Origin of the sequence: Comamonas granuli NBRC 101663 (genome assembly GCF_000739995.1) — a bacterium.
In the GTDB taxonomy this organism is placed as follows: Bacteria; Pseudomonadota; Gammaproteobacteria; order Burkholderiales; family Burkholderiaceae_C; genus Simplicispira; species Simplicispira granuli.
The window spans coordinates 1-19,783 of record NZ_BBJX01000014.1 but is presented as its reverse complement, the minus strand read 5'-3'; the positions used below and the strand labels follow the sequence as shown (position 1 = coordinate 19,783).

19 protein-coding genes, 1 tRNA gene and 1 riboswitch are annotated in these 19,783 nt (G+C 62.7%); of the genes, 8 read left to right on the top strand and 12 right to left on the bottom strand.

Annotated features, from left to right (window positions below; all coding sequences use genetic code 11):
• The first annotated feature begins 251 nt into the window (after nt 1–251).
• Together CGR01S_RS13725 and CGR01S_RS13720 are read left to right on the top strand one after the other, a co-directional pair.
• Nucleotides 252–1,595: a type II toxin-antitoxin system HipA family toxin gene (locus tag CGR01S_RS13725; RefSeq protein ID WP_042428312.1), complete on the top strand. Its 1,344-nt coding sequence runs from the start codon at nt 252–254 to the stop codon at nt 1,593–1,595.
• A 13-nt stretch (nt 1,596–1,608) separates the two neighbouring features.
• Nucleotides 1,609–1,941 (top strand): helix-turn-helix domain-containing protein, encoded by a 333-nt coding sequence (locus CGR01S_RS13720; RefSeq protein ID WP_042428309.1) that lies wholly within the window; start codon nt 1,609–1,611, stop codon nt 1,939–1,941.
• Nucleotides 1,942–2,176: 235 nt separating this feature from the next.
• Here the strand turns inward: CGR01S_RS13720 and CGR01S_RS13715 are convergent, their stop codons facing one another.
• The 3 genes from CGR01S_RS13715 to CGR01S_RS13705 all read right to left on the bottom strand — a co-directional run bounded on the left by CGR01S_RS13715 (nt 2,177) and on the right by CGR01S_RS13705 (nt 3,743).
• Entirely contained in the window at nt 2,177–2,491 is a 315-nt protein-coding gene (locus CGR01S_RS13715; RefSeq protein WP_042428306.1) for a single-stranded DNA-binding protein, read from the bottom strand.
• A 78-nt stretch (nt 2,492–2,569) separates the two neighbouring features.
• Entirely contained in the window at nt 2,570–3,244 is a 675-nt protein-coding gene (locus CGR01S_RS13710) for a hypothetical protein (RefSeq protein WP_042428303.1), read from the bottom strand.
• Between the two features lie 76 nt (nt 3,245–3,320).
• A complete protein-coding gene (locus CGR01S_RS13705) occupies nt 3,321–3,743 on the bottom strand; it encodes a hypothetical protein (protein ID WP_174435708.1) in 423 nt (140 codons plus the stop codon).
• On the opposite strand from CGR01S_RS13705, the gene CGR01S_RS16220 reads away from it, so the two are divergent.
• The 3 genes from CGR01S_RS16220 (at nt 3,733) to CGR01S_RS16525 (ending at nt 5,488) form a co-directional block, all read left to right on the top strand.
• Nucleotides 3,733–4,317, top strand: coding sequence for a helix-turn-helix domain-containing protein (locus CGR01S_RS16220; RefSeq protein ID WP_217997538.1), 585 nt, complete (start codon nt 3,733–3,735; stop codon nt 4,315–4,317). The genes CGR01S_RS13705 and CGR01S_RS16220 overlap by 11 nt on opposite strands.
• Nucleotides 4,318–4,446: 129 nt before the next feature.
• Nucleotides 4,447–4,698, top strand: a complete 252-nt coding sequence (locus tag CGR01S_RS16530) for a helix-turn-helix transcriptional regulator (protein WP_245616812.1) — start codon at nt 4,447–4,449, stop codon at nt 4,696–4,698.
• A complete protein-coding gene (locus CGR01S_RS16525; protein ID WP_169742459.1) occupies nt 4,691–5,488 on the top strand; it encodes an AAA family ATPase in 798 nt (265 codons plus the stop codon). Before CGR01S_RS16530 ends, CGR01S_RS16525 begins: the two co-directional genes overlap by 8 nt.
• A gap of 1,855 nt (nt 5,489–7,343) precedes the next feature.
• Here the strand turns inward: CGR01S_RS16525 and CGR01S_RS13680 are convergent.
• The 7 genes from CGR01S_RS13680 to CGR01S_RS16215 form a co-directional block, all read right to left on the bottom strand.
• Nucleotides 7,344–9,125 (bottom strand): DUF6538 domain-containing protein, encoded by a 1,782-nt coding sequence (locus CGR01S_RS13680; protein WP_156967581.1) that lies wholly within the window; start codon nt 9,123–9,125, stop codon nt 7,344–7,346.
• A 34-nt stretch (nt 9,126–9,159) separates the two neighbouring features.
• Nucleotides 9,160–9,250, bottom strand: a tRNA-Ser gene (locus CGR01S_RS13675).
• Between the two features lie 120 nt (nt 9,251–9,370).
• Nucleotides 9,371–9,739, bottom strand: coding sequence for a response regulator (locus CGR01S_RS13670; RefSeq protein WP_042428291.1), 369 nt, complete (start codon nt 9,737–9,739; stop codon nt 9,371–9,373).
• 67 nt (nt 9,740–9,806) lie between these two features.
• Nucleotides 9,807–10,373: a hypothetical protein gene (locus tag CGR01S_RS13665; protein ID WP_042428288.1), complete on the bottom strand. Its 567-nt coding sequence runs from the start codon at nt 10,371–10,373 to the stop codon at nt 9,807–9,809.
• Nucleotides 10,370–11,077, bottom strand: coding sequence for a methyl-accepting chemotaxis protein (locus CGR01S_RS13660; RefSeq protein ID WP_042428558.1), 708 nt, complete (start codon nt 11,075–11,077; stop codon nt 10,370–10,372). The genes CGR01S_RS13665 and CGR01S_RS13660 overlap by 4 nt, the downstream gene beginning before the upstream one ends.
• Nucleotides 11,078–11,099: 22 nt before the next feature.
• Entirely contained in the window at nt 11,100–13,433 is a 2,334-nt protein-coding gene (locus tag CGR01S_RS13655; RefSeq protein WP_042428285.1) for an ATP-binding protein, read from the bottom strand.
• A gap of 162 nt (nt 13,434–13,595) precedes the next feature.
• The gene (locus CGR01S_RS16215; RefSeq protein WP_052382566.1) at nt 13,596–14,768 is read right to left on the bottom strand and encodes a GGDEF domain-containing protein; all 1,173 of its coding nucleotides are present in this window, start codon (nt 14,766–14,768) and stop codon (nt 13,596–13,598) included.
• A gap of 180 nt (nt 14,769–14,948) precedes the next feature.
• Here CGR01S_RS16215 and CGR01S_RS13645 point away from each other — a divergent pair, with 180 nt between their 5' ends.
• The 3 genes from CGR01S_RS13645 to cobT all read left to right on the top strand — a co-directional run bounded on the left by CGR01S_RS13645 (nt 14,949) and on the right by cobT (nt 18,073).
• The gene (locus CGR01S_RS13645; protein ID WP_156967586.1) at nt 14,949–16,400 is read left to right on the top strand and encodes a cobyric acid synthase; all 1,452 of its coding nucleotides are present in this window, start codon (nt 14,949–14,951) and stop codon (nt 16,398–16,400) included.
• 21 nt (nt 16,401–16,421) lie between these two features.
• A riboswitch (cobalamin riboswitch) is annotated at nt 16,422–16,612 on the top strand.
• 46 nt (nt 16,613–16,658) lie between these two features.
• Nucleotides 16,659–16,796, top strand: coding sequence for a hypothetical protein (locus tag CGR01S_RS16765; protein ID WP_245616811.1), 138 nt, complete (start codon nt 16,659–16,661; stop codon nt 16,794–16,796).
• Nucleotides 16,797–17,011: 215 nt separating this feature from the next.
• The gene (gene cobT, locus CGR01S_RS13640) at nt 17,012–18,073 is read left to right on the top strand and encodes a nicotinate-nucleotide--dimethylbenzimidazole phosphoribosyltransferase (protein WP_042428279.1); all 1,062 of its coding nucleotides are present in this window, start codon (nt 17,012–17,014) and stop codon (nt 18,071–18,073) included.
• 349 nt (nt 18,074–18,422) lie between these two features.
• On the opposite strand, the gene CGR01S_RS16760 is transcribed toward cobT, so the two are convergent.
• On the bottom strand, nt 18,423–19,250 hold the full coding sequence (locus CGR01S_RS16760; RefSeq protein ID WP_156967580.1) for a hypothetical protein: 828 nt from the start codon (nt 19,248–19,250) through the stop codon (nt 18,423–18,425).
• Between the two features lie 72 nt (nt 19,251–19,322).
• Nucleotides 19,323–19,783, bottom strand: a 461-nt coding sequence (locus tag CGR01S_RS16865) for a hypothetical protein (RefSeq protein ID WP_084690712.1), incomplete at its 5' end; no start/stop codon positions are given.

Sequence of the window (19,783 nt, the reverse complement as noted above, 5' to 3'; positions counted from 1 at the left end):
ACTACGCAGCTTCTTCGTCGTATGACTTCTCGTATGACCGAGAAGGCGCTCCGGGTAGTTTACCGCGCCTAGTGAACCTCAGAGGTCAATCCAACTGCAATAGAAAAAAGGCCTTCCCGGAAGGCCCAGGCGGTGGCCTAAGTTGTTGATGAAGTAGGTTGTAAGCCACAACAGTACTCTGGATTACTTGCACAGTTATCTATCACATATAGAAAGCCTTTCGGCTTTAATAGTGATAAAATTCTGTGCAAATGAATGCGAGCTGCACCCTCCAACTGTTCGCCAACGGCGCTTGGTGCGACGTGGGCAGCGTAAGCCTGCTGGGCCCTGAAGCACAAGGCTGGCGCAGCAAGACGTATACCGGCTACTCGGTGGAGTGGGCCATCGAGCACGGCGGAGCGCGAGACGCTCATGCCTTTGCCTGTCGCTTCCCAGTGGGACTCCAAGCGTTCGAGCATCCGCACTGGCCCGTTTTCCTTATCGATATGTTGCCGCAGGGCTTTGGGCGAGAAGAGCTTCTGCGCAGACTGGGGCTATCTGCAACGGCAGGGGAAAGCGTGGACTGGCGGCTGCTGCTCGCGGGTGCGGGCAACTCGGTAGGAAACCTGCGCGTGAAGGAGGCCGCGAGCTGGCTAGCCGCGAATGCTGGTCCGCTACGGGGCTTCACGGACGATGAGGTGGCCGAACGGGGAGACAACTTCGCTGAGTACCTGGCTTCGCACGGCCTGTTCGTGGCGGGCTCTTCTGGGGTACAGGGCGAGTGGCCCAAGATTTTGCTCACGAGAGCAGAGGATGGGCTGCTGTACCTGGACCACACGCTTCCTGATGCGCGGGCGCGGGAGCACTACATCGTCAAGTTCGGACGAGGCAGCAACGAGGCTCTTGCGTCCATCCTGCGGCATGAAGCCCCTTATATGGCGTTGGCTCGAATGCTGGGGCTTCGCGTGCATGCAGACCTCGTACTGCTCAAGCGAGCGCTTTTCATTCCCCGGTTCGACCGCCAAGTGACGGGCGGGGGTGTTCTGCGCCTGGGGCAAGAGAGTATCGCGACGTTGACGGGCAACCCTGGCTTCGATGCGGTGCCCAGCCACGACGAAGTGTGCCGGCAGCTGCTGCGGCAATGCACCCACCCCCTTGCAGAAGTGCTTGAGTACATCAAGCGGGATGTGGCCAACCTGGCTCTGGGGAATAAAGACAACCACGCACGAAACACCGCAGTCCAGCGCGACTTCAGTGGCGGTATCCGCCTGACACCTCTCTACGACTTTGCGCCGATGTACCTCCACCCTGATGGAATCGCCCGTCGCATCCGATGGGAGGGCAATGACAGCGGCGCTCCGGACTGGAACAGGGTCATCGACACGGTGTGTGAGATGGCGCAGACCCTGAGAGATGAGAAGCGGATGCCGTCCGCGCAGAAAAAAGCGTTGCGCGAGGTGTGCCGACCGGCATTGGTTGAAGGCTTGCGCTCGATGGCTGAGCCTCTGAAAAAGATTGCAGCGCACGGCACTGACTTCGGCCTGGAACCGGCGGTGCACGCTCACCTCAGGCTCGTAATCGAGGCGCAAGCCCAGCGATTGACCGCGCTGAACTGAACTGGACGCCGACATGGACAAGCGATACGAAATCTTGACCCTGCCTCAGCAGCTGGAACTGCGCAAGAAGGCCATCAACGATGTGCTGGCGAATCCGCAATGGAGCCTGGCACAGGCCGTGCGCCATCTGAAGAAGACGATGCATCTCACCACTGCAGAACTGGCTCAGTTGGCCGGAATATCGTTTCGCACGCTGCAAGACATTGAGCGCGAGAAAAGCGAGGGAACGGTCCAGACAATGAACCGGGTCTTTGGTGTGCTCGGACTCAAGCTCGGCGTAGTCCGCGTGTCGCACGACGACGAGTTTCGTGCCGCGTCGGCCCCCGAGTCCGCGCAGGAAGCCTGAGGTCGGGGCGCAGGCCGTCGAACCGCCAAGCTTCTCAGGTACTGGAGAAATTTTCGGTAGGAAAAAGCCCTCTGAACCGGAAAGGCTCAGAGGGCGAATCAGGTGCCGAGTTGGCAGACGTCAGCACTTTAAGTCAACGCCTTGAGCATGGCTGTGGGGGCTGAAATCATTGATGCTGGTTGTTACCTTGCGTCATGGGGGAGGTCGTAGCACCTTTGTTACCCCGTTACCGCCGTTACCCTTCTTCGGCGACAGAAAGAGTCTGCGGCTTTGCTATCTTGGCCGCCTCGAAAGCAATGATGAGCAGCGTACCCGTGGGTTTGCCCTCGCGTGACAGGTAGAAATCTGCTTTCAGCTTGCCGGTCACTTTGACAAAGTCGCCTTTGGTGAGCTCCGGCATGGTCTCTTTCATCACGCGGCAGGTGTACCAGGTGGGCTGGGAGTCCTGTCCGCGCTGCGACTCCGCAATGCGAAATTCGAAGTAAGCCTTATTAGTCGATTTTGAGATTTTTTTCAGTGGTTGAGTAGCCAAATTACCGTAGACCATCATAGCTTGTGTCCTTATTCTGTGAGCGCAGCGAACGATTTCGATGCTTCTCACAGACGTGTAGCAACTGGCTGGCGTTTTTCAGTGCAGGGTGGCCCCATTGGCCCCAAGTTTTTTTGCCAACAATTGGCTGAGGTTGGGAAGCATGGCGTCGAACACGATGGAGACACTGACGTCGGTGATGGCCAGACCCTCTATCAGGTTGGGAAACTGCTCAGGTTCGGCCGCTGTCTCCATCCATTCCGGCATCGCTCGCAATAGCGCTTGCAAGCGCTGAGGGTCGGGCATAAACATGTCCAGGTGCTTTCGCAGCTCCAGGGCATACGGAGCATCCGCGGTGAGGGACAAGACCACGGCCTGCGTATCGCCCTTGCGCGCCAATGAGATGGAAGTCTGTCCTTGGCTCAAGGCTTCCACCAGGTTGGGCACCCTGGGGTCCCACATCGGCACCAAGAAGCGGTGCTGAGCGTTCCCCAGCTGATGGTTGACGACCAGGAACTTGATGTCGTCTCCGCGCTGGGAAACCCCCAGCGAGTAGCGAAGCGCTGCCTCACCATGCCGTGCAATACCGTCAAACATTTCTTGGCTGCAATCGCCGCAAAGAAACCAGTGACCTCTGACGCGTTGGCGGGTCTGGTGGTCATAGCCTTCGGAGGCCTCGTCAACTTCGTCGGGTGACATGAGCCGCCCCACGGTGTATTGCGCGCCGTAGCCGGTCTTTTGGATGTCCAGAATGTTGCTGTGTATCGTGTGCATGAATGTCCTTGATGCGGTTGATTCCGCATGACGTATAGGCACCGGGCGACAGCGCCGCACATGGCAGTGTGTTTTTTCAGTTGTGCCCGCGGTGCGGCTGCAACAAAGGCGACTTCGGTCGCGGCCACGGCGCCATGGCCGCTGGTCTGCGGTAGGGCAGGTAGTTGTCATCAAACCACCCGCGCATGGACCAATCACCACGACCGTCGAGCCTGACCCGGGGGAGCCAATTGGGGAGCTCCTGCACGATGACGTAGCCAGCGAGCCGGTCCTGCAGCTGGCTGCGACCATCGCGCAGCTTGACCTCCACGCTCTGATGCACCTCGTAGCAGCCGGTCTCGACCAGCTTGAGCTGACGCCGGCCTTCCATCAGTCCCACCGCCGCGCTGTCCTTGACCAGACCGTCCAGTGTGGCCAGTACGCGCAGGTGGATGCGACTGGTGCGGCTGAACACCACCACGCGACGCAACGGTTGTCCAAGGGTGGTCTTGGCTCCCATCGACAGTACCAAGGCCCGCAGGGATGCTGGCGGCCCCCTGTTGGGCTGGCTGATGGACGAAGCCCAGTTGCGCGGTCAGTTGTTGAACGAGATGGCCTCTGCTCTGGGGGTGACCTACGGCTACATCAACCAGCTGCGCAACGGCATCCGCAAGGTCTCCCACATCAGCAATGAATTTGCTCGCTCCTGCGCGAACTACCTCGGCGTCCCCACGGTCGTGGTCAAGCTCGTATCGGGGAGCATCTCACTGAGCGACTTCGCCTGGCCGGCCGTGGATGAGGACATGGTGGTCGAGCGCGCGTTCCAGCGCATGCTGTCCGACCCGAATGTTCGGCCCTCCCTGCCGCGCAATGCGCACAAGCTGCCAGTCCCAGCCAAGCGAGCCATGGTCATGATGTACGCGGACATCACCGGCGTGGACATCTTCGGTGCCCGGCAGCTGCCTGACATCGTGCACTGGCTGCAGCGTGCTGCCATCGTCCACGATGGGCATGAAGGGCAAGCGATGGAGGCCAAGCTCCACAGGCTGCTGATGGCAGAGAGCAACGATTTGGCGGCCCACGTCGTCGCCTGAGGACACTCCAATTCACCATTCCGGGCGAGCCTTTGTGCTCGCCCTTTCTTTTTTTTCCCTCCGTATAAACCGTTCGCTCTATATGTCCCGTCATGGTCACTACCGACCGATGACGGGCACGAAAGGGCGTTGTCGGTCGCAGTCGTGCTCTCACTTTCCGACGCGAAAGCACCTGTGCAAAACCTCCAACTTCTCACCCTCGACGAGCTCGCGGCCATTCTGGAGCGCAGCCCTGAGACCATCCGCAAAGACATTCGCCGCAATCCCGATGCGGTGCCGCCCAGGCTGCAGTTGCCGGGCACCCGTTTGCTTCGCTGGCGTGCCAGCGATGTGGACGCCTGGCTGGCTCGTCATGCAGAGCAGGGAGTACGTCATGTCTGATTCGTTTTCCAGCTTCTTTGGTCTCCCGGTCGACATCGAGTACATACTGGCAAACCCGCCCCCTGAACTGGACTATGTTCTGCCTGACTTGCCCGCAGGCATTGTGGGCAAGCTCATCGGCCCTGGTGGCATGGGCAAGACGATGCTTGAGCTCGAAATAGCCATCCTGTCGGCAACTGGGCTTCTCCAGCGCGACCACCTCTTTGGCCCCAAGTCCTGTGACGCCCTGACCACCGCCCCCCAAAAAGTTGTTTTGTTGGCTGCAGAGGAGCCCCTGGTTGTGCTGTGGCAGCGGGTGCACCACATCGTGCATTCACTCAAGCAGCGTGAAGTCCTGCCCGAAGGCATGAGCTGGCTTGAATTTCGTGACCTGCTGCGGGCCAACCTGTTGATGTTTCCCCTTGCTGGAGCAAAGCGGGTGAATTTGCTCACAGACGATTTGCAACCGTCCGAGACAGCCCTGGCTCTGGGGCGCTTGTGTGAAGGTGTTCGACTGTTGATTGCGGACCCCCTGCGTCAGCTGCACCTGGCAGACGAAAACCAATCCTCCCCGATGTCCGCGCTGATGTCGGTCTTCAAGCAGATTGCGCACGATACCGGTGCAGCCGTCTTGGTGGCTCACCACACCAGCCGGGCTGCCAGCCTTCAAGGCTATGGTGGCTCTGCAGACGCAGGCCGCGGCTCCACCGCATTGAAGGACGACTCCCGCTGGGAAATCAACCTGAACTTGCCAATCATTGCATCGGCATCCTGCTCCGTTGCCGGAGTGGCAGACACAAATGCCCAGTAACTGGCCAACAAGGTGCCGATGGTGTCAGCCAGACGGTCGTCACCCCCGACGTTCATGATGCGCTGGCGCACCATTTCCTCGGATGCCTGGAACACACTCCAGCGATTGATGAAAAGACGGGCCAGCTTAGGCCCCAACTCGCGGGCTTGCTCCTCGGTCATGCGGGCGCCGTTGGGTTTCCCACTCGACTCCAGCACCAACCAGCGGCTCACATCCGCCGGCTCCATCTTGCCGGGGCTGATGCCCGCAGCGATGAATGGCGAAAAAAACCGATAGCTGACCGAGTTGCCCGTGTTGGAGCCGCGCACGATGCCCTCGTCACCTTCACCCAAGCTGTACGACATGCGGGCCACCTCGAGGATGTCCTTGCATGACTTGCTGTTGGGGTCGGCTTCGAACTCATCGCACATGACTGTTTTGGCGGTTCCACCCACGCTCTGAAACAGGCCTGCAAAGGTTTGCCGGCCAGTACACGCGAACGCAAGGTCGCCGAGTAGCCACCGCACTTGTTCAAGCACGGAGGACTTGCCACAGCCACGAGGGCCGGTCATCAACACATGCGGGCGACGGCGCAGGGCCGCCGCCGTTATCGCAGTGCCAAAAAAGCCCAGCAACAACTCGCCGCTTAAAGGGTTTACCCAGTGCAGCGCTTTGAAGCTGGCCAACACCTGAGCCACTTCATCCTCTTGGGCGGGCGGGGTTTGTGGACCAAAGCCCACATCACCGCTGACTGGGTATACCCGGCCATTGATGATGCCGTGCTCCATCACAGTACCGTCCGCCTTCCACAGCTCATGGCCATTGACCACAAGGCTGCCGTCTGCCATTTTCCAGACCCCTGCACGGCGCTCTGTCGAGCCCGTGTAAGAGCCGGCCGCCTGACAGGCGGAGAGGATGTCGCTGGCCATGCGTTTGTGGTTGAACACAAACTCTTCTTTCTTTTCGTGAAACTCGGTGTAGTGCTGTTCGCACCACTTCGCGCCGAACATGGCTTTGAGGGGCATTTCTTTGAGCTCCGAAGTGCTCAGCAAAAGCACCTGCTTGTTCAGCAGCGAGAACACGGCAAATTTCTTGCCGGCCATCCCCAGTGCCTGGAAACCCCCTGCGGGGCCCTCGGCGGTCAGGTTCAGGGGGGTGCCTTCGGTGTTCAGAATGATGTTTGACATTTGAGATTCCTTCTTTCGTGGCCTGCCGTCATGCACGACATGCCTGGTTAATGGGGTTGGAAGCCTCGGAGTGAGGCAGACCCAGCCGCGGGTCGGCCGCCCGTGAAGGCGGCACGAAGCACTAACAAGGAAACACCGGCCCAGCAGTTGCCCACCGAGCAAGGGCACCCCAACGAGTTCACATCGCTGGTGTGTTTGAAGGTCAGGTTTTGAAAGAACGACACGAGCAGTCACACAAATGGAAACCGCTGGACACATCGTATTACAAAAATGAACAGCCAGTGTTCATGACCGCTTGAAATCACTGTGCGGGTCATGCCCAAGCGTGTCGCAGGAGCGGAAATGTTCAGCAGTACCGACAACGGGCGACAGTGAACGCTGCGAAGCGAATCACGGCGTCATCCAACGTTGCCAGTCAGCGGCCTACGCGCATGTCCGCAACCGCAGAGGCAAAAGCCTTACGGACTGCGGCTGAGGGCATGCTCTTGAGGACCCGCGAGCGCAGTGCTGCGAGCGCTCAGCACACCGGTCATGGCCGTGTCAGCATCTCACGAATGGCGATGTATTGGATGGCGGCCAAATCATGCGTCATAAGCCGAACCCAAAAGGTCAGATAGAGGTGACCACCGACTTGCTGGACGTTAGTGGCAAATTAGTGGCAGGGATGTGGTTCCTAACACTGCCAGAAGCTAGGTGCGCTGAAAGTCAGCCCACGGTTTGGGCCAGACCACCTTGGCAAAGGATATTTGGTCTAAGTAGGGCTTCATCAGACTCGGGGGCAATTCGCCGCCGTAAGCGGCCGATGAACCTTCGACTTTTTCGAGGTGAGCCTGCGAGCGGCCGCTGATTCTTTCGACCATGCCCTTCGGCCAGGGGTGGCCACTTAGTGAATTGGAAGCCACGGTTTTTCGAACCGAGTCCTCCCAGTAGTGCCTGAAGCTGTGAAAAGTGTAGCCATTCTCGAACGCCAGGTCTTCGCGCAGGAAGTCGTTGAAGCGCTGCAAGAGGGTGTTGGACTTCCGTTCGAATTTGGTGTGAAGTTCGGGGAAGAGGGCGCCAGCCTTCTTGGGACGAACATACCGGCTGCCAGGGCCAAGCTCCACAAACATGTCCGCCGCTTCAGGCACTTGCTGCTTTTTGCGCTGGGACTCGACATACTCTGCGAAACCGAGGTCCAGCAGAACTTTGTGAACAGGCACCCAACGTTGGCTGTCTTCGTTTTTCACACGGCCGGACTCGACGGTGATGTGAATCGAAAAAACACCGGATTGCATACCAACATCGACCAATGTGAGTTGACATACTTCCTCGGCGCGAAGCCCCTGGCAGCAGGCGATGAGCGGTACCCAATATCGGGCGTTGCCTGCAAGGACGGTTTCGGTCCTCAGTTTGCCTACGGGCTGGGTGAGACCGCTATACCAGACGGATGCAAAGATGTGGTTGATGTAGATGTAATTGAAGGTTGCGCGTGGTTTCTTCCGTGCAGCAGCCTCTACTTTGTCCAGCTTGGGCGCCTGAATGCCCATGGCCGGACTCTGCTTGATGCCAAATTTACCCGACAGAACGGCATAGTCGAATAGGGAGCGCAGAGCTGGCAGGTAGCCATCTGTGATGGTCTTTTCAGCGAGCTTGTCCACGCGCAGGAGCTTGTTCAACCAGTCCCACACGTCCTTCTTCTCCACGGCTACCACGAGCTTATCGTCGGTAAATTCGATGAAGTTCTTGATACGGCTGGTGTAGCTGCTGCGTGTCTTTGGGTCCGCTGGCGCGTGTTCTTTTTCCCAGCCTTGCAGCAGTTCGCCAAGCCAGGGGCCGGACTCACCTTCAGCCAGGTCTGCCAATTCGCCTTGACTGCGCCGCTCCATCAGTTCGTAGGCGCGCTTCTCAACCCTGACCATGGCGTCGATGAATTCCGCCAGCATGGGGTCCTGTTTGTCGATGTCGTAGCCCATCACTTGCGCGAATTCGATGACCGTTTTCACGAAGCGCTCGTAACCGGGGGCCGATTTGCGGCGGGCAATGAGCTTCTTCAGGTCGTCTAGGCTGAGCTTGATGAGCTCGTCATGCTCATCCCACTGCTCGGGCTCATCCATCGAGCTCCGTTCTTCGTCGTCGAAGCGCACGAGGCTTGCAAGACGAATGTGCGCGATTTTCTGAATGAGGGAGGCGTCGAGCACGACGGTTTGGGGATGGCCGCTTGTGAACCCCTTCAGCAAGTCCCGCTTGGAGAGAAACTCGCGGCTCTTTTCAAGCACGAACGCAGCTGCGCGAGCTTCAGCAAGTACGCGGTCAGTGGTCCGAGTTGATTTTTTGAATTCCGCCTCTTGGTAGAACTCAAGAAGGTCGGCGGGCACATAGACGCGAACATACCAATTCTTCGTCTTGCCGCCTGGGGGGACAAACAGGTTCATTTTTACCTCGCCGTATGACGTTTCCGTACGACTAGGCTGCTGTAACCTGTTGATTTTCATGAAAGTCCTTGCAAATCAAGGACTTATTTTATCTTGGCGGAGAGGGCGGGATTCGAACCCGCGGTGGGCTATTAACCCACACACGCTTTCCAGGCGTGCGACTTAAACCGCTCATCCACCTCTCCGAAGCCCGCCATTATAGCCACAGGATGTGGGTGCTTGGACATACGGATTGGGAATCGGCACAAATTTCTGCCAACGCGGCGGGCGGGCGTGGTACTGGGCCGTGGGTTGGACGGCCTGCATTACGCGCCCGCCAGGGATTTGAACGAGTTCAGGACCGCCGGGCCGTTGAACGGCTTGACGATCCAGCCGCGGATGCCGGCGGCCTTGCCGCGCTCCTTCATCGTGGGCGAGTTTTCCGTCGTCAGCATGACGATGTTCACGGCGGTGTTGCGCAACTCGCTGCGGACTTTCTCGGCCATGGTGAGCCCGTCCATGTGGGGCATGTTGACATCGCAGACCACCAGGCGGATGCCTGGATCCTGGCGCAGCTTGCTCAGGCCGTCCTGGCCGTCCACGGCGAGGGCGACCCGGAAACCGTTCCGGGAGAGGAAATCGTTGAGTTCGTTGCGAACGGTGCTGGAGTCATCGACGATGAGTACGTTGGCCATGGTGGCGTCTCCTGGTGGGATGGCGGGCTTGCAGAAGGCAAGGGGCGGTGGCGCGTGGACCGGAACGTCAGAAGAACTCCAGTTCCCCGGCGCTCTCGGGCTGCTGTGCGGCGTGCCAGTCGAAATCCATGGTCTCGTAGGCGCGTACGCACAACGAGGCATACAGGCGCAGGTCCGGGGCCAGGTCGATGCGGAAATGCCGCAGGTGTTGTGCCCCGAGCCCCTGCAGGTGCGGCAGGCTGCGGATGTCCAGGATCTGGGGGGTGGACAGCCCCAGGCCGTTGTAGACCGTGCCCAGTTCGCGGTTGATGGCACCGCAGCACATGTTGCCGCTTTCGCAAATGGCGTCGCGGAAGTCCTGATCGCTCATCGCCTGCAGGGGCCGCTGGCTTAGCCTGGCCATGTGGGCCTTCAGGGACGCGCAGGCGCCGAAGTGCAGGGCGGTGATGATGCGAAAGGTGTAGGACGCGATGGAGAGCACGACCATGTGCGTGCAGCCGCTGCGGCCCGGAGGGTCACTGGCGGCGATGGTGGCATCGGCCGCGCCGCCTGCGACGCCATGGCGCAGGCCGAGCACCATCATGCGGTCCAGGCTGTCCCGGGTGCGGGGCGTGATTGCGGGGGGCGGGCTCATGCGCAGAGGGCCGCCCGGACCTTCTGGTTCGTCAGTTCCAGGCCGATGGCGGCGTTGATGACCATCTTGCCGCCGGCCTGCATGTCCTGGAAGACGGTGGTGGCGATCAGGTCGTTTTGGTAGAGGTTGTCCCGGTAGTGCTTGGACAGCGCTTCGGCGCGCACGGAGAGCGAGCGCATTTCGTTGGCGACCACGGCGAAGCCCTGGCCGGCCGCGCCTGCGCGGGCCGCCTCGATGGAGGCGTTGAGGGCCACGATGATCATCTGCGAGACGATGCGCGCGAACTCGTCGTTCTTTACGTGCATGTCCTTGTTGTGGGCGACGAGGCGGCTCATGTCGGCATGCCAGCGGTCGAAGGTCTTGCTGATGCCTTGCAGCTCCGCCAGTGAGGTGGACAGGGTCTTCGTGTGGGTCAGGGCGCCGTCGACCAGCGCCCGTGTGCGGGCCTGGGTGCTGTACTCCAGCGCCTGCAGCTCCTGGGGCAGGCGCTGCTGCGTCTGCTCCAGCGCCAGCCGGGTGTGGCGCAATTGCTGCTGCAGGTCCTCGACCTGCGCCTGCAGCAGCGCCGCGCGGTCATGGTCGGCGGCGCCGTGGTCGATGACGATGGCCTGCGGGGCACGGCGCCGCGCCAGGCGTACCAGCCACCAGCCGGATACCAGTGCGCATGCCAGGGCGCCGCTGGTGAACGAGATCAGCATGTCCATGGGGTGATGCTCCTGCGGCCCTTCAGCCTGGCGCATGCAGCGCAAAGCGTGCGGGCAGGTGGATCAGGATGTCGAACGCACGGTGTGCGCTTGCCGTGGCGGTGTGCAGCCGCAGCGCCACGTCGCCGCCGTGGGCGGTGACGAAGGCCTTGACCGCGTCCATGCCGACGCCGCGCCCCGACACTGCCGTGACGGCGCTGGCCGTGGAAAAACCGGGGGCGAAGATGAACTGCGCCAGGGCTTCCTCGCTGGGCTGCTCGTGCGCTGCGAGCAGGCCAGCCTCTATCGCCCGTGCCTGGATGCGGCCGAGGTCGAGACCGCGGCCGTCGTCCGCCATGCGCAGTTGCAGGGCCTGGCCTTGCAGGGCAGCGTCGATCTCTATGCGCCCGGCGGCCGGCTTGCCGGCGCGCAGGCGCTCCGCGGCGGGCTCGATGCCGTGGTCCATGGCGTTGCGTAGCAGGTGGGTGAACACGTCGCGCAGCATGTCTGCGATCTCGCGCTGTACCGCGATGTGGCCATCGTTCACCTGCACCACGGGGGGCTCCTTGGCCAGCTCCGCGGCGAGTGCGGGCAGCGAGGCGATCGTGCCGCCCAGCGCCTGTGCCAGCCGCAGGCTGCCCCACTGCTGCAGCGTGCGCGCGGCGTGTGCCGTGATGGCCTGGAGCGCCTGCAGGTCCGCGCTGCCGGCGGCCTCGTGCAGTTGCCGGGCGAGGGCCTGCACCTGCGGGTGGGGCAGTGCGCTGCTGGGGGCGCCAGCCTCGTCCGCGGCTATGCTGCGGTCGCGCAGCTTCACGGTCTCCACGCTCTGGTAGATGTCGAGCATGGCCTGCACGGCGGACAGGTCGGCGAGCAGGGCATCGGAGTCCCAAGCGCTGGCGTCGTGCCGCAGCGTGTCATAGCGCTGCTCTGCCGCGTGCGCCGCGTCGGCGAGCTGGAGCAGGCCGTAGGTGCGCGCATTGCCCTTGACGGTGTGCATGTTGCGAAACAGCGCAGCGATGGCCGCCGGGCGCTCCTCGGGCGCCTGGTCGGCGGTGTGCACCAACTGCTGGTTGGCCGCGATGAAGGCGCCGGCGCTGGCGGCGAAGGCGTGGAACTTGGAACGCTCCAGCGCCAGGATCTCGCCGATGATCGCCAGCTCCTGCTGCTGTGCCTGCGCGGCGCGCGCGAGCTGGCGCAATTCGGTCACATCGCGGATGCAGAGCATGAGCCGCGCTATCGTGCCGTCCTCGCTGGCGATGGGCGACCAGCCCAGCTCCCAGATGCACAGCGTACCGTCGGGCTGTGGGCGGCCGATTTCGCGCGGGAGCAGATGCGCATTGAAGTCGAAGTTCATGGCCTCTTCGCCCATGCAGGCATCGATGGCGGCCAGGGCCTGGGCCGTGGCGTCGGCCCCGAGGTCGGTGTGCGCGAAGATCACTTGCGCCACGGGGCGCCCTGCGATGTCGCGCGTGCCGAGCAGCGTCACCAGGTGCTCGGAGAACTCCGGGTGGATGCGGCCCCCCGCCTGCAGCGTGAGAATGCCCTGCGGAATGGCGTGCAGCAGCGCCTGGATGTCGGCGCTTTTCTGCCGCACGAGTGCGCTGCTGTGCTGGATCTTCTCGATCATGGTGTTGAACGCCACGATCGAGCGGCCGATCTCGTCCTGGCGCTTGACGGGCACGCGGTGCGTGAAGTCCTGGCTCGCGGCGATGGCGGTCATCTTGTGCTCCATGTCGCCCAGCGGCTGGATGATCTGCCGGTAGAGCAGGTAGCCGATCAGCGCGAGGCCCAGCACCGACACCACGGTGACCGCGGCGAGCGTCGCACTGGTGTTGCGCAGGTTCTGGTTGAGCGCCTCGATGGCCTGGTCCTTGCTCCGACGCTTCTCCACCTGCACCGCGTCGATCATCTGGCCTTGCTCGCGCAGGTACTGGTCCACGGTGGCGGCCATGGTCGCCTCGGCCGCCTCTTGCTGCCCGGCCAGCTTGAGGCGCACGGTGTCGTCTATGGCCGCGAAGTAGTTGTCCAGGCTGTGGCGCGCCTCTTCGATCAGGCCGCGTTGCGCCTGGCTGTCGGCCTGCCGTTGCTGCGCATCGAGGGCTTGCTGCAGGCCCGTCCTGCGGGCGCTGAGTTCGCCATGCAGGCCCAGGGCCGCCTCCTTGTCCGGTGCTGCCACCATGGCGAGTGTGGCGATCTGGATGTCCTTGAGCTGCCCCATGAGCTCCACGGACTGGATGGTGCTGGGCACCACGCCTTCGGTGACGGCCTTGACCTCCCGCGCCCCCTGGTGCGACTGGTAGAGGGCCACCCCCCCGACACCGCCCAGTGCCGCGAAGGTGAGTGCGATGAGAAAGATGATGCGTTGTCGTACGGTCATGAAGGCCAGCCCCCTGCGGGAACTCACAATTGAATACAAATTGTGGGTTGCGCTGGTTGCAACTTGATGACGGTGACGCGGCCTGGCCCGCGCCTGTGCACGCGAGGTGGGCCGGAGCCATCGCGGCGGGCCGCCCGGGCCGGCCGCATGCCCAGGTGCCGGTCAGGGCGTGGGGGGCTGCATCGGCGCGGCCACGCAGCGGTTGCGCCCCTGGTGCTTGGCCTCGTAGAGTGCGCAGTCCACATGCTGGAGCAGGGTGTCCAGGTCCATGGTGCTGTGCGCGGGCAGGCATGCCAGGCCGATGCTGGCCGTCACCGGCGTTGCCAGGTGGGCGATGCGTGTGTTCGCCAGCGCCTGCCGCAGTTTCTCGGCCAGGTGCAGCGCGTCGGCTTCGCTGGTGTCGGGCAGCAGCAGGACGAATTCTTCGCCGCCGTAGCGGGCGATCCGGTCGGTGTGGCGCACGGTGTGCGTCATCAGCCGGGCGACCTCGCGCAGCACTTCATCGCCCTTGGGATGGCCGAAGTGGTCGTTGATGGACTTGAAGTGGTCCAGATCGAGCATGAGCAGCGACAGCGGGCTGCCCTGGCGGCGGGCGCGCGCCAGTTCCGCCTCCGCTGCGCGCACGAAGGCCCGGCGGTTGAGCAGGCCGGTGAGCGGGTCCAGGGTGGCAAGCGCCTGCAGCTCGACCTGCTGTCGCTCCAGTTGTTCGTTGGTGTCGGCCAGGGCGCGCTGCAGCAGTTCAGTCTGGACGTACCGCCGCCACAGCAGGCTGCTGACCAGTGCCGCCAGGATGCAGGCCGATGCCGCATTCATGCGGTTGGTGGTCAGCAGGGCCTGGTCCTGGGTGGTCCAGCCCAAGGTCCAGGCCAGCGCGCACCAGGCCACGACCAGGATGGCCAGTGCCGACCGCGGGCGCAGCAGGAACACGATGGCGATGCCCACGGCGGCGTTGACGAAGGCATTGATGCTGGTGCTGACCGCCTGGTCCAGCAGCGTCAGCGCCACCGCCCATGCCAGAACGAGTACGGCCGTCAACGCCGGCAGTGCGTGCTGCCAGGGGCGGGACGACGTGCGGGCCTGCAGCCTGCGGGACCACCAGCCCAGTGCCAGCATCAGCAGCGCCATGGCCCCATGTGCCTGGGCGATCTGGCGGGCCCAGGCGTCGCGCACGGGCTCGCCGAAGTCCAGCAGGGCGAACACGGCGACGTGCAGCAGGTTCAGGGCCACCATGCCCCACGCGGTGATGCCCAGCACATGAAGATTGCGGCGGTAGGCGGCTTCCTGCACGCGCTGGTCTTCCTCGGACCAGCGGCGCAGCGTCTGGAGAATGTTCATGGCGCTGCATCATAAGAGCCCGTTCACAGTCCGGGCCCGGTGCGCGTTGCCGCCCCCGGGCTTGCGCGCATGGGGCGCGCAAATGCCCCACCGCCGGGCGGACTCTGCGCAACAGGTATCGTTGCGCCCATGGCAGACCACACGATCCACAAGACCCGGCCGGGGGCGGCGCAATGCGTCATGGTGCTGGGCACCACCAGCGGCGCTGGCAAAAGCTGGCTTACCACCGCGCTGTGCCGCTACTACAGCAACCTGGGCCTGAAGGTGGCGCCGTTCAAGGCGCAGAACATGAGCAACAACGCCCGCGTGGTTGAGGGCGAGGGCGGCCAGTGGGGTGAGATCGGCTCGGCGCAGTACTTCCAGGCCCTGGCCGCGCGCGCTGTTCCTGAAGTGCGCATGAACCCGCTCTTGCTCAAGCCCGAGGCCGACACGCACAGCCAGGTGGTGCTGCTGGGGCAGGTGAGCGCCGAGCTGACCGCCTTGCCCTGGCGCGGCCGCAGCCAGCTCGTGTGGCCGCAGATCGCCGCCGCGCTCGATGCCCTGCGCGCCGAGAACGACGTGGTGGTGATCGAGGGCGCGGGCTCGCCCGCCGAGACCAACCTGCACGCCAGCGACATCGTGAACATGCGCGTGGCGCGCCATGCCGGCGCGCGCTGCCTGCTGGTCACCGACATCGACCGGGGCGGCGCCTTCGCCCACCTCTACGGCACCTGGGCCCTGCTGCCCGAGGACGAGCGCGCGCTGATCCACGGCTTCGTGCTCAACAAGTTCCGGGGCGACGCCAGCCTGCTCGCGCCCGCGCCGCAGCACCTGCAGGAGCGCACCGGCGTGCCCACCGTGGCCACCATCCCCATGCAGTGGCACCACGGCCTGCCGGAGGAAGACGGTGTTTTTGACGACCGTACGCTGACCCCCGGCGCCGTGCACACCACGGTGGCCGTGGTGGCCTATCCGCGCATCAGCAACCTCGACGAATTCCAGCCGCTCAAGAACGTGCCCGGCCTGCGCCTGCAGTGGGTGCGCAGCCCGGCCGACGTGGCGGGCCTGCGGCCCAGCGACTGGATCGTGCTGCCCGGCTCCAAGGCCACTGCCGCCGACCTGGCCTGGCTGCGCGCGCAGGGGCTGGACCAGTCCATCGCCGCGCACGCGGGGCGGGGCGGCACCGTGCTGGGCGTGTGCGGCGGGCTGCAGATGCTGGGCGAGGCGCTGATCGACCCCGAGGGCATCGACGGCAACGGCCCCGGCCTGGGCCTGCTGCCCCTGGTCACCGTGTTCGAGCCCGCCAAGACCGTGCGGCACACCAGCGCAGCCTTCGGGTCGCTCGCGGGTGCCTGGGCGCCGCTCTCGGGCGTGGCTGCCTGCGGCTACGAAATCCACCACGGCCAGACCGCCCAGCACCCCGCCATGGCCGCCAAGGGCGACGTGGCGCGCGAGGTCATGCCGGGCATCGCCTGGCAGAACCCGGAGGGCAATGTGCTGGGCGTGTACCTGCACGGTCTATTCGAGGACGCCGCCGTGCTGCACGCCCTGTTTGGCGCCCAGGCGCCGACGCTGGAGACGGTGTTCGACGGCTTGGCAGAGGGCGTGGCCCAGCACTTCGCACCGGGCGTGCTGGACGCGCTCATCGCGTAAGCATTGCGCAGTGGGCGGCTGCTATCATCCCGCCCCTCAGGTGCCCAATGCCATGATGGCAAAGGGAGAATCGGGAAGGCGGTGCAAGTCCGCCGCGTGCCCAACGCTGTAAGGACGATGCCGCGCACAAATACCACTGGCTGCCCAGCCGGGAAGGTGTGCCAAGGCAGACGACTCCAAGCCAGAAGACCGGCCTGAGCCATTCTTGGCGCTGCAAGGCCGGGCAGCGCTGCCACTATTCACGCACAGGGGACTGCCATGAATACCAGCGCAGTGGCGCAAGCCACGCCCAGCGCGCACGCCTTCACGCAAGAAGCGCGCGACGCCATCGACCACGCCATCTTTTCACGCCGCGACGTGCGCGGGCAGTCGAAGGGTGGGGCGTGGACCACTTGAGTCCCTTCCACACCACGCCCGAGCTGGAAGCCGCTGGCTGGCTGCCGCGCCTGCCCCTGGAAGACCTCGTGTAACCAGGCTGCCGCCCAGTGCGGGCGTGAAGCCCTCGCCCGATCCTGCCGCACCGGGCCAGGCCGGCCAAGCGCGCTCCGCCCGCCAATGCGCGACCCCTGTGTGCGGGCCGCGCCAAACCTCCCATTGAAAGTTGAACACGCATGAATGCCCACCTGCCCCTGATTGCCGACATCGCCGATCCGCAGCTCACCCAGGCCCTGCAGCACCAACTGGACCACAAGACCAAACCCCTGGGCTCGCTGGGCCGCCTGGAGCAGCTTGCGCTGCGCCTGGGCCAGATCCAGGGCACGGCATCACCCCGGCTGGAGCAGCCGCAGATGGTCGTCTTCGCGGGCGACCACGGCCTGGCCGCGCGCGGCGTCTCGGCCTTCCCGAGCGACGTGACCTGGCAGATGGTGGAAAACTTCCTCGCCGGCGGCGCCGCCGTCAGCGTGCTGGCGCGCCAGCACGGCCTGGCGCTCACCGTGGTGGACTGCGGCGTGGCGCGCGACATCGCCCCGCGCGAAGCCGCCCCCGGCCAGCCGCGCCTGCTGCTGCGCAAGGTGGCCCCCGGCACGCAGGACGCCAGCCAAGGCCCGGCCATGAGCGCCGCGCAGTGCGCCCAGGCCCTGAACCATGGCATCGAACTGGTGCGCGAGCTGCCCGGCAACGTGCTGCTGCTGGGCGAAATGGGCATCGCCAACACCTCGGTGGCCTCGCTCCTGTTGGCGCGCCTGTGCGGCCTTTCGCTGCAGGATTGCACCGGCGCGGGCACCGGGCTGGGCGCCGCAGGCATAGCACGCAAGCGCGCCGTGCTGCAGCAGGCGCTGGACGCCAACGCCGCCGCCACCGCGCCGCTCGATGCCCTGGCCGCGCTAGGCGGCTACGAGGTCGCCACCATGGTCGGCGCCGTGCTGCAGGCCGCGCAGGAGCGCCGCGTGATCCTGGTGGACGGCTTCATCACCAGCGCCGCCGTGCTCGTCGCCAGCCGCCTGCAACCCCCTGTGCTGCAACGCTGCGTGTTCGCCCACCGCTCGGGCGAGCGCGGCCACCAGCTCATGCTGGCGCAGATGCAGGCCGAGCCGCTGCTTCAACTCGACCTGCGCCTGGGCGAAGGCTCCGGTGCAGCGCTGGCTTGGCCGCTCTTGCAATCGGCCTGCGCCATCCTGCGCGAGATGGCGAGCTTTGATGCGGCGGGGGTGTCGGAGCAAACTGCAGCGTGAGGGGCTGCCCTGGCGTTGTCGCCAGTGGGAGGCACCGGAATGCGCTGTCAGCTATGGAATCAATAGCTGTTGGCGTTTTATGGGTAAGCACTACAAGGTGATTTGGCAGTTGATTTGCGCGGTGTGTTTGAGCCTGGGTGGGCGCGAAACGGCGTCGGTTGTGGAGCAGCTTTCGGCCATGAGCTGTCGCTGATGGGATCAAGAAGCAGACTTTCAACGCCCAAGGTAAGCGGCGCCGGAGCCGAAGGCGTAGGGCACCAAAACTGGCCATGAAAATGGCGAAGCCATGGCCAGTGTTGGCATCTGCTTTACCGCCCAGTTACGCTCTGGAGCGTAGGAGAATATGTACTTATGCTTCTTGTTGAGCATCTGGCCACTCTGGCTTTTCAACTTCAAATGTTTCGGGATCCATGGCCAAGAACTCATTTCGCTCATATGGAAGCAAAGTTCGACCACCGAATGCCAGTGTGCGCGAGGCACGGTCTGGCCAGTAGATGTTGTATGGCAGTGTGTTTAGATGTGTGTATATTTTGTATATTTGAGGACATCCGCCAATGTACGGCTTTTGCGGGTCTCGAATGAATTCAAGGAGAACCTCGAAAGGTTCCATTTCCATTCCGATCGCTCGCACACGACCTCGTACTCTTAGGATTTCGCAAGCGCGTTCGTTGGCAAGATTTTCGTCGTCGCCGATGAATGCGAAGTATTTGTTGCCACCAGCCTTCTTCCGATGTGTAGAAGCCTCGCGAAATTTAAATTCATTGGTCGGATTGTCAAAGTAAACCGTCCAAATTTTGAATGTGCTGTACTGCCATGAGTACCCGGCGAGAATGAATTTGCTTTCGGCAGGATCTGGCACCTTCTGACCTCTGGGCAGATCGGATATGGACTTCCACATGGCATTGAAGATGCGCAAAACATGCCCTTTAAGGTGAGTTATATCGTAAGCGCGGCTGCGGATTTTGGGGTGCATCTTGACCGCAGTCTGCAATTGAAGCATCAGTGGATATGCATTTGCTGTGTTTCCTGCAAATGCAATCACTGCATCCCCCCGACCGAGGTCAAGTACCTTAGTACCAATGTCCCAAGTACGGCCACCGTTGAGTCGAGAGTCACTTGCTACATATAACTCTTCACCCATTTTGTGTTGTCGAACCCAAGCTGCTACGAGTGTCATTTTCTCCCTTGCAAAGAGGCCTAACGAACCAGGTAAGCCACCCGCAGAATACGGGTCGGCTTGAGCGCCGGGTTAAGAGCTAATTCGGACGGCAACAGAAACCTTATGAATAATCTCGGCGCAAAGCACAACGAAAGCATCATCGACCTCCACCAGCGTTGATATTTCAGAGACATCTCCTTCATTGAAAAAATACTCATCTGGAAGTTTGACTCTGAATGGAAGTGCTCCTGCTTTTTCGACTAATTCTTCATAGCTTCGACCCTTACCATGTTTTAGCACATTAACCGCAAGTTGAAGATTGGAAAAAATTTCTTTAAGCTCGATCTCGTCTTGGTTCTCTAGGATTTTTCCGGCTTCTTTGAATCCGTCTTTACATTGCAGCTGATCCTGAAGGATGGCATCAAACATCGAGAACATGCCAACAGCAGAAATCGCTTTTTGTAGCTGCACCATTTGAAGAGTCTTCACCAACGTTGTTGCAGCACTTGTTTGTAGTGCATCAACTGTGCGCTGCTGTGCTTCGTCTAATG

What these genes read in the sequence shown, in the direction of transcription:
- CGR01S_RS13725 (WP_042428312.1), top strand. Translation starts at nt 252, where the DNA reads ATGAATGCGAGCTGCACCCTCCAACTGTTCGCCAACGGCGCTTGGTGC.
- CGR01S_RS13720 (WP_042428309.1), top strand. Translation starts at nt 1,609, where the DNA reads ATGGACAAGCGATACGAAATCTTGACCCTGCCTCAGCAGCTGGAACTG.
- CGR01S_RS13715 (WP_042428306.1), bottom strand. Translation starts at nt 2,491, where the DNA reads ATGATGGTCTACGGTAATTTGGCTACTCAACCACTGAAAAAAATCTCA.
- CGR01S_RS13710 (WP_042428303.1), bottom strand. Translation starts at nt 3,244, where the DNA reads ATGCACACGATACACAGCAACATTCTGGACATCCAAAAGACCGGCTAC.
- CGR01S_RS13705 (WP_174435708.1), bottom strand. Translation starts at nt 3,743, where the DNA reads ATGGGAGCCAAGACCACCCTTGGACAACCGTTGCGTCGCGTGGTGGTG.
- CGR01S_RS16525 (WP_169742459.1), top strand. Translation starts at nt 4,691, where the DNA reads ATGTCTGATTCGTTTTCCAGCTTCTTTGGTCTCCCGGTCGACATCGAG.
- CGR01S_RS13680 (WP_156967581.1), bottom strand. Translation starts at nt 9,125, where the DNA reads ATGAAAATCAACAGGTTACAGCAGCCTAGTCGTACGGAAACGTCATAC.
- CGR01S_RS13670 (WP_042428291.1), bottom strand. Translation starts at nt 9,739, where the DNA reads ATGGCCAACGTACTCATCGTCGATGACTCCAGCACCGTTCGCAACGAA.
- CGR01S_RS13665 (WP_042428288.1), bottom strand. Translation starts at nt 10,373, where the DNA reads ATGAGCCCGCCCCCCGCAATCACGCCCCGCACCCGGGACAGCCTGGAC.
- CGR01S_RS13660 (WP_042428558.1), bottom strand. Translation starts at nt 11,077, where the DNA reads ATGGACATGCTGATCTCGTTCACCAGCGGCGCCCTGGCATGCGCACTG.
- CGR01S_RS13655 (WP_042428285.1), bottom strand. Translation starts at nt 13,433, where the DNA reads ATGACCGTACGACAACGCATCATCTTTCTCATCGCACTCACCTTCGCG.
- CGR01S_RS16215 (WP_052382566.1), bottom strand. Translation starts at nt 14,768, where the DNA reads ATGAACATTCTCCAGACGCTGCGCCGCTGGTCCGAGGAAGACCAGCGC.
- CGR01S_RS13645 (WP_156967586.1), top strand. Translation starts at nt 14,949, where the DNA reads ATGGTGCTGGGCACCACCAGCGGCGCTGGCAAAAGCTGGCTTACCACC.
- CGR01S_RS16765 (WP_245616811.1), top strand. Translation starts at nt 16,659, where the DNA reads ATGAATACCAGCGCAGTGGCGCAAGCCACGCCCAGCGCGCACGCCTTC.
- cobT (WP_042428279.1), top strand. Translation starts at nt 17,012, where the DNA reads ATGAATGCCCACCTGCCCCTGATTGCCGACATCGCCGATCCGCAGCTC.
- CGR01S_RS16760 (WP_156967580.1), bottom strand. Translation starts at nt 19,250, where the DNA reads ATGACACTCGTAGCAGCTTGGGTTCGACAACACAAAATGGGTGAAGAG.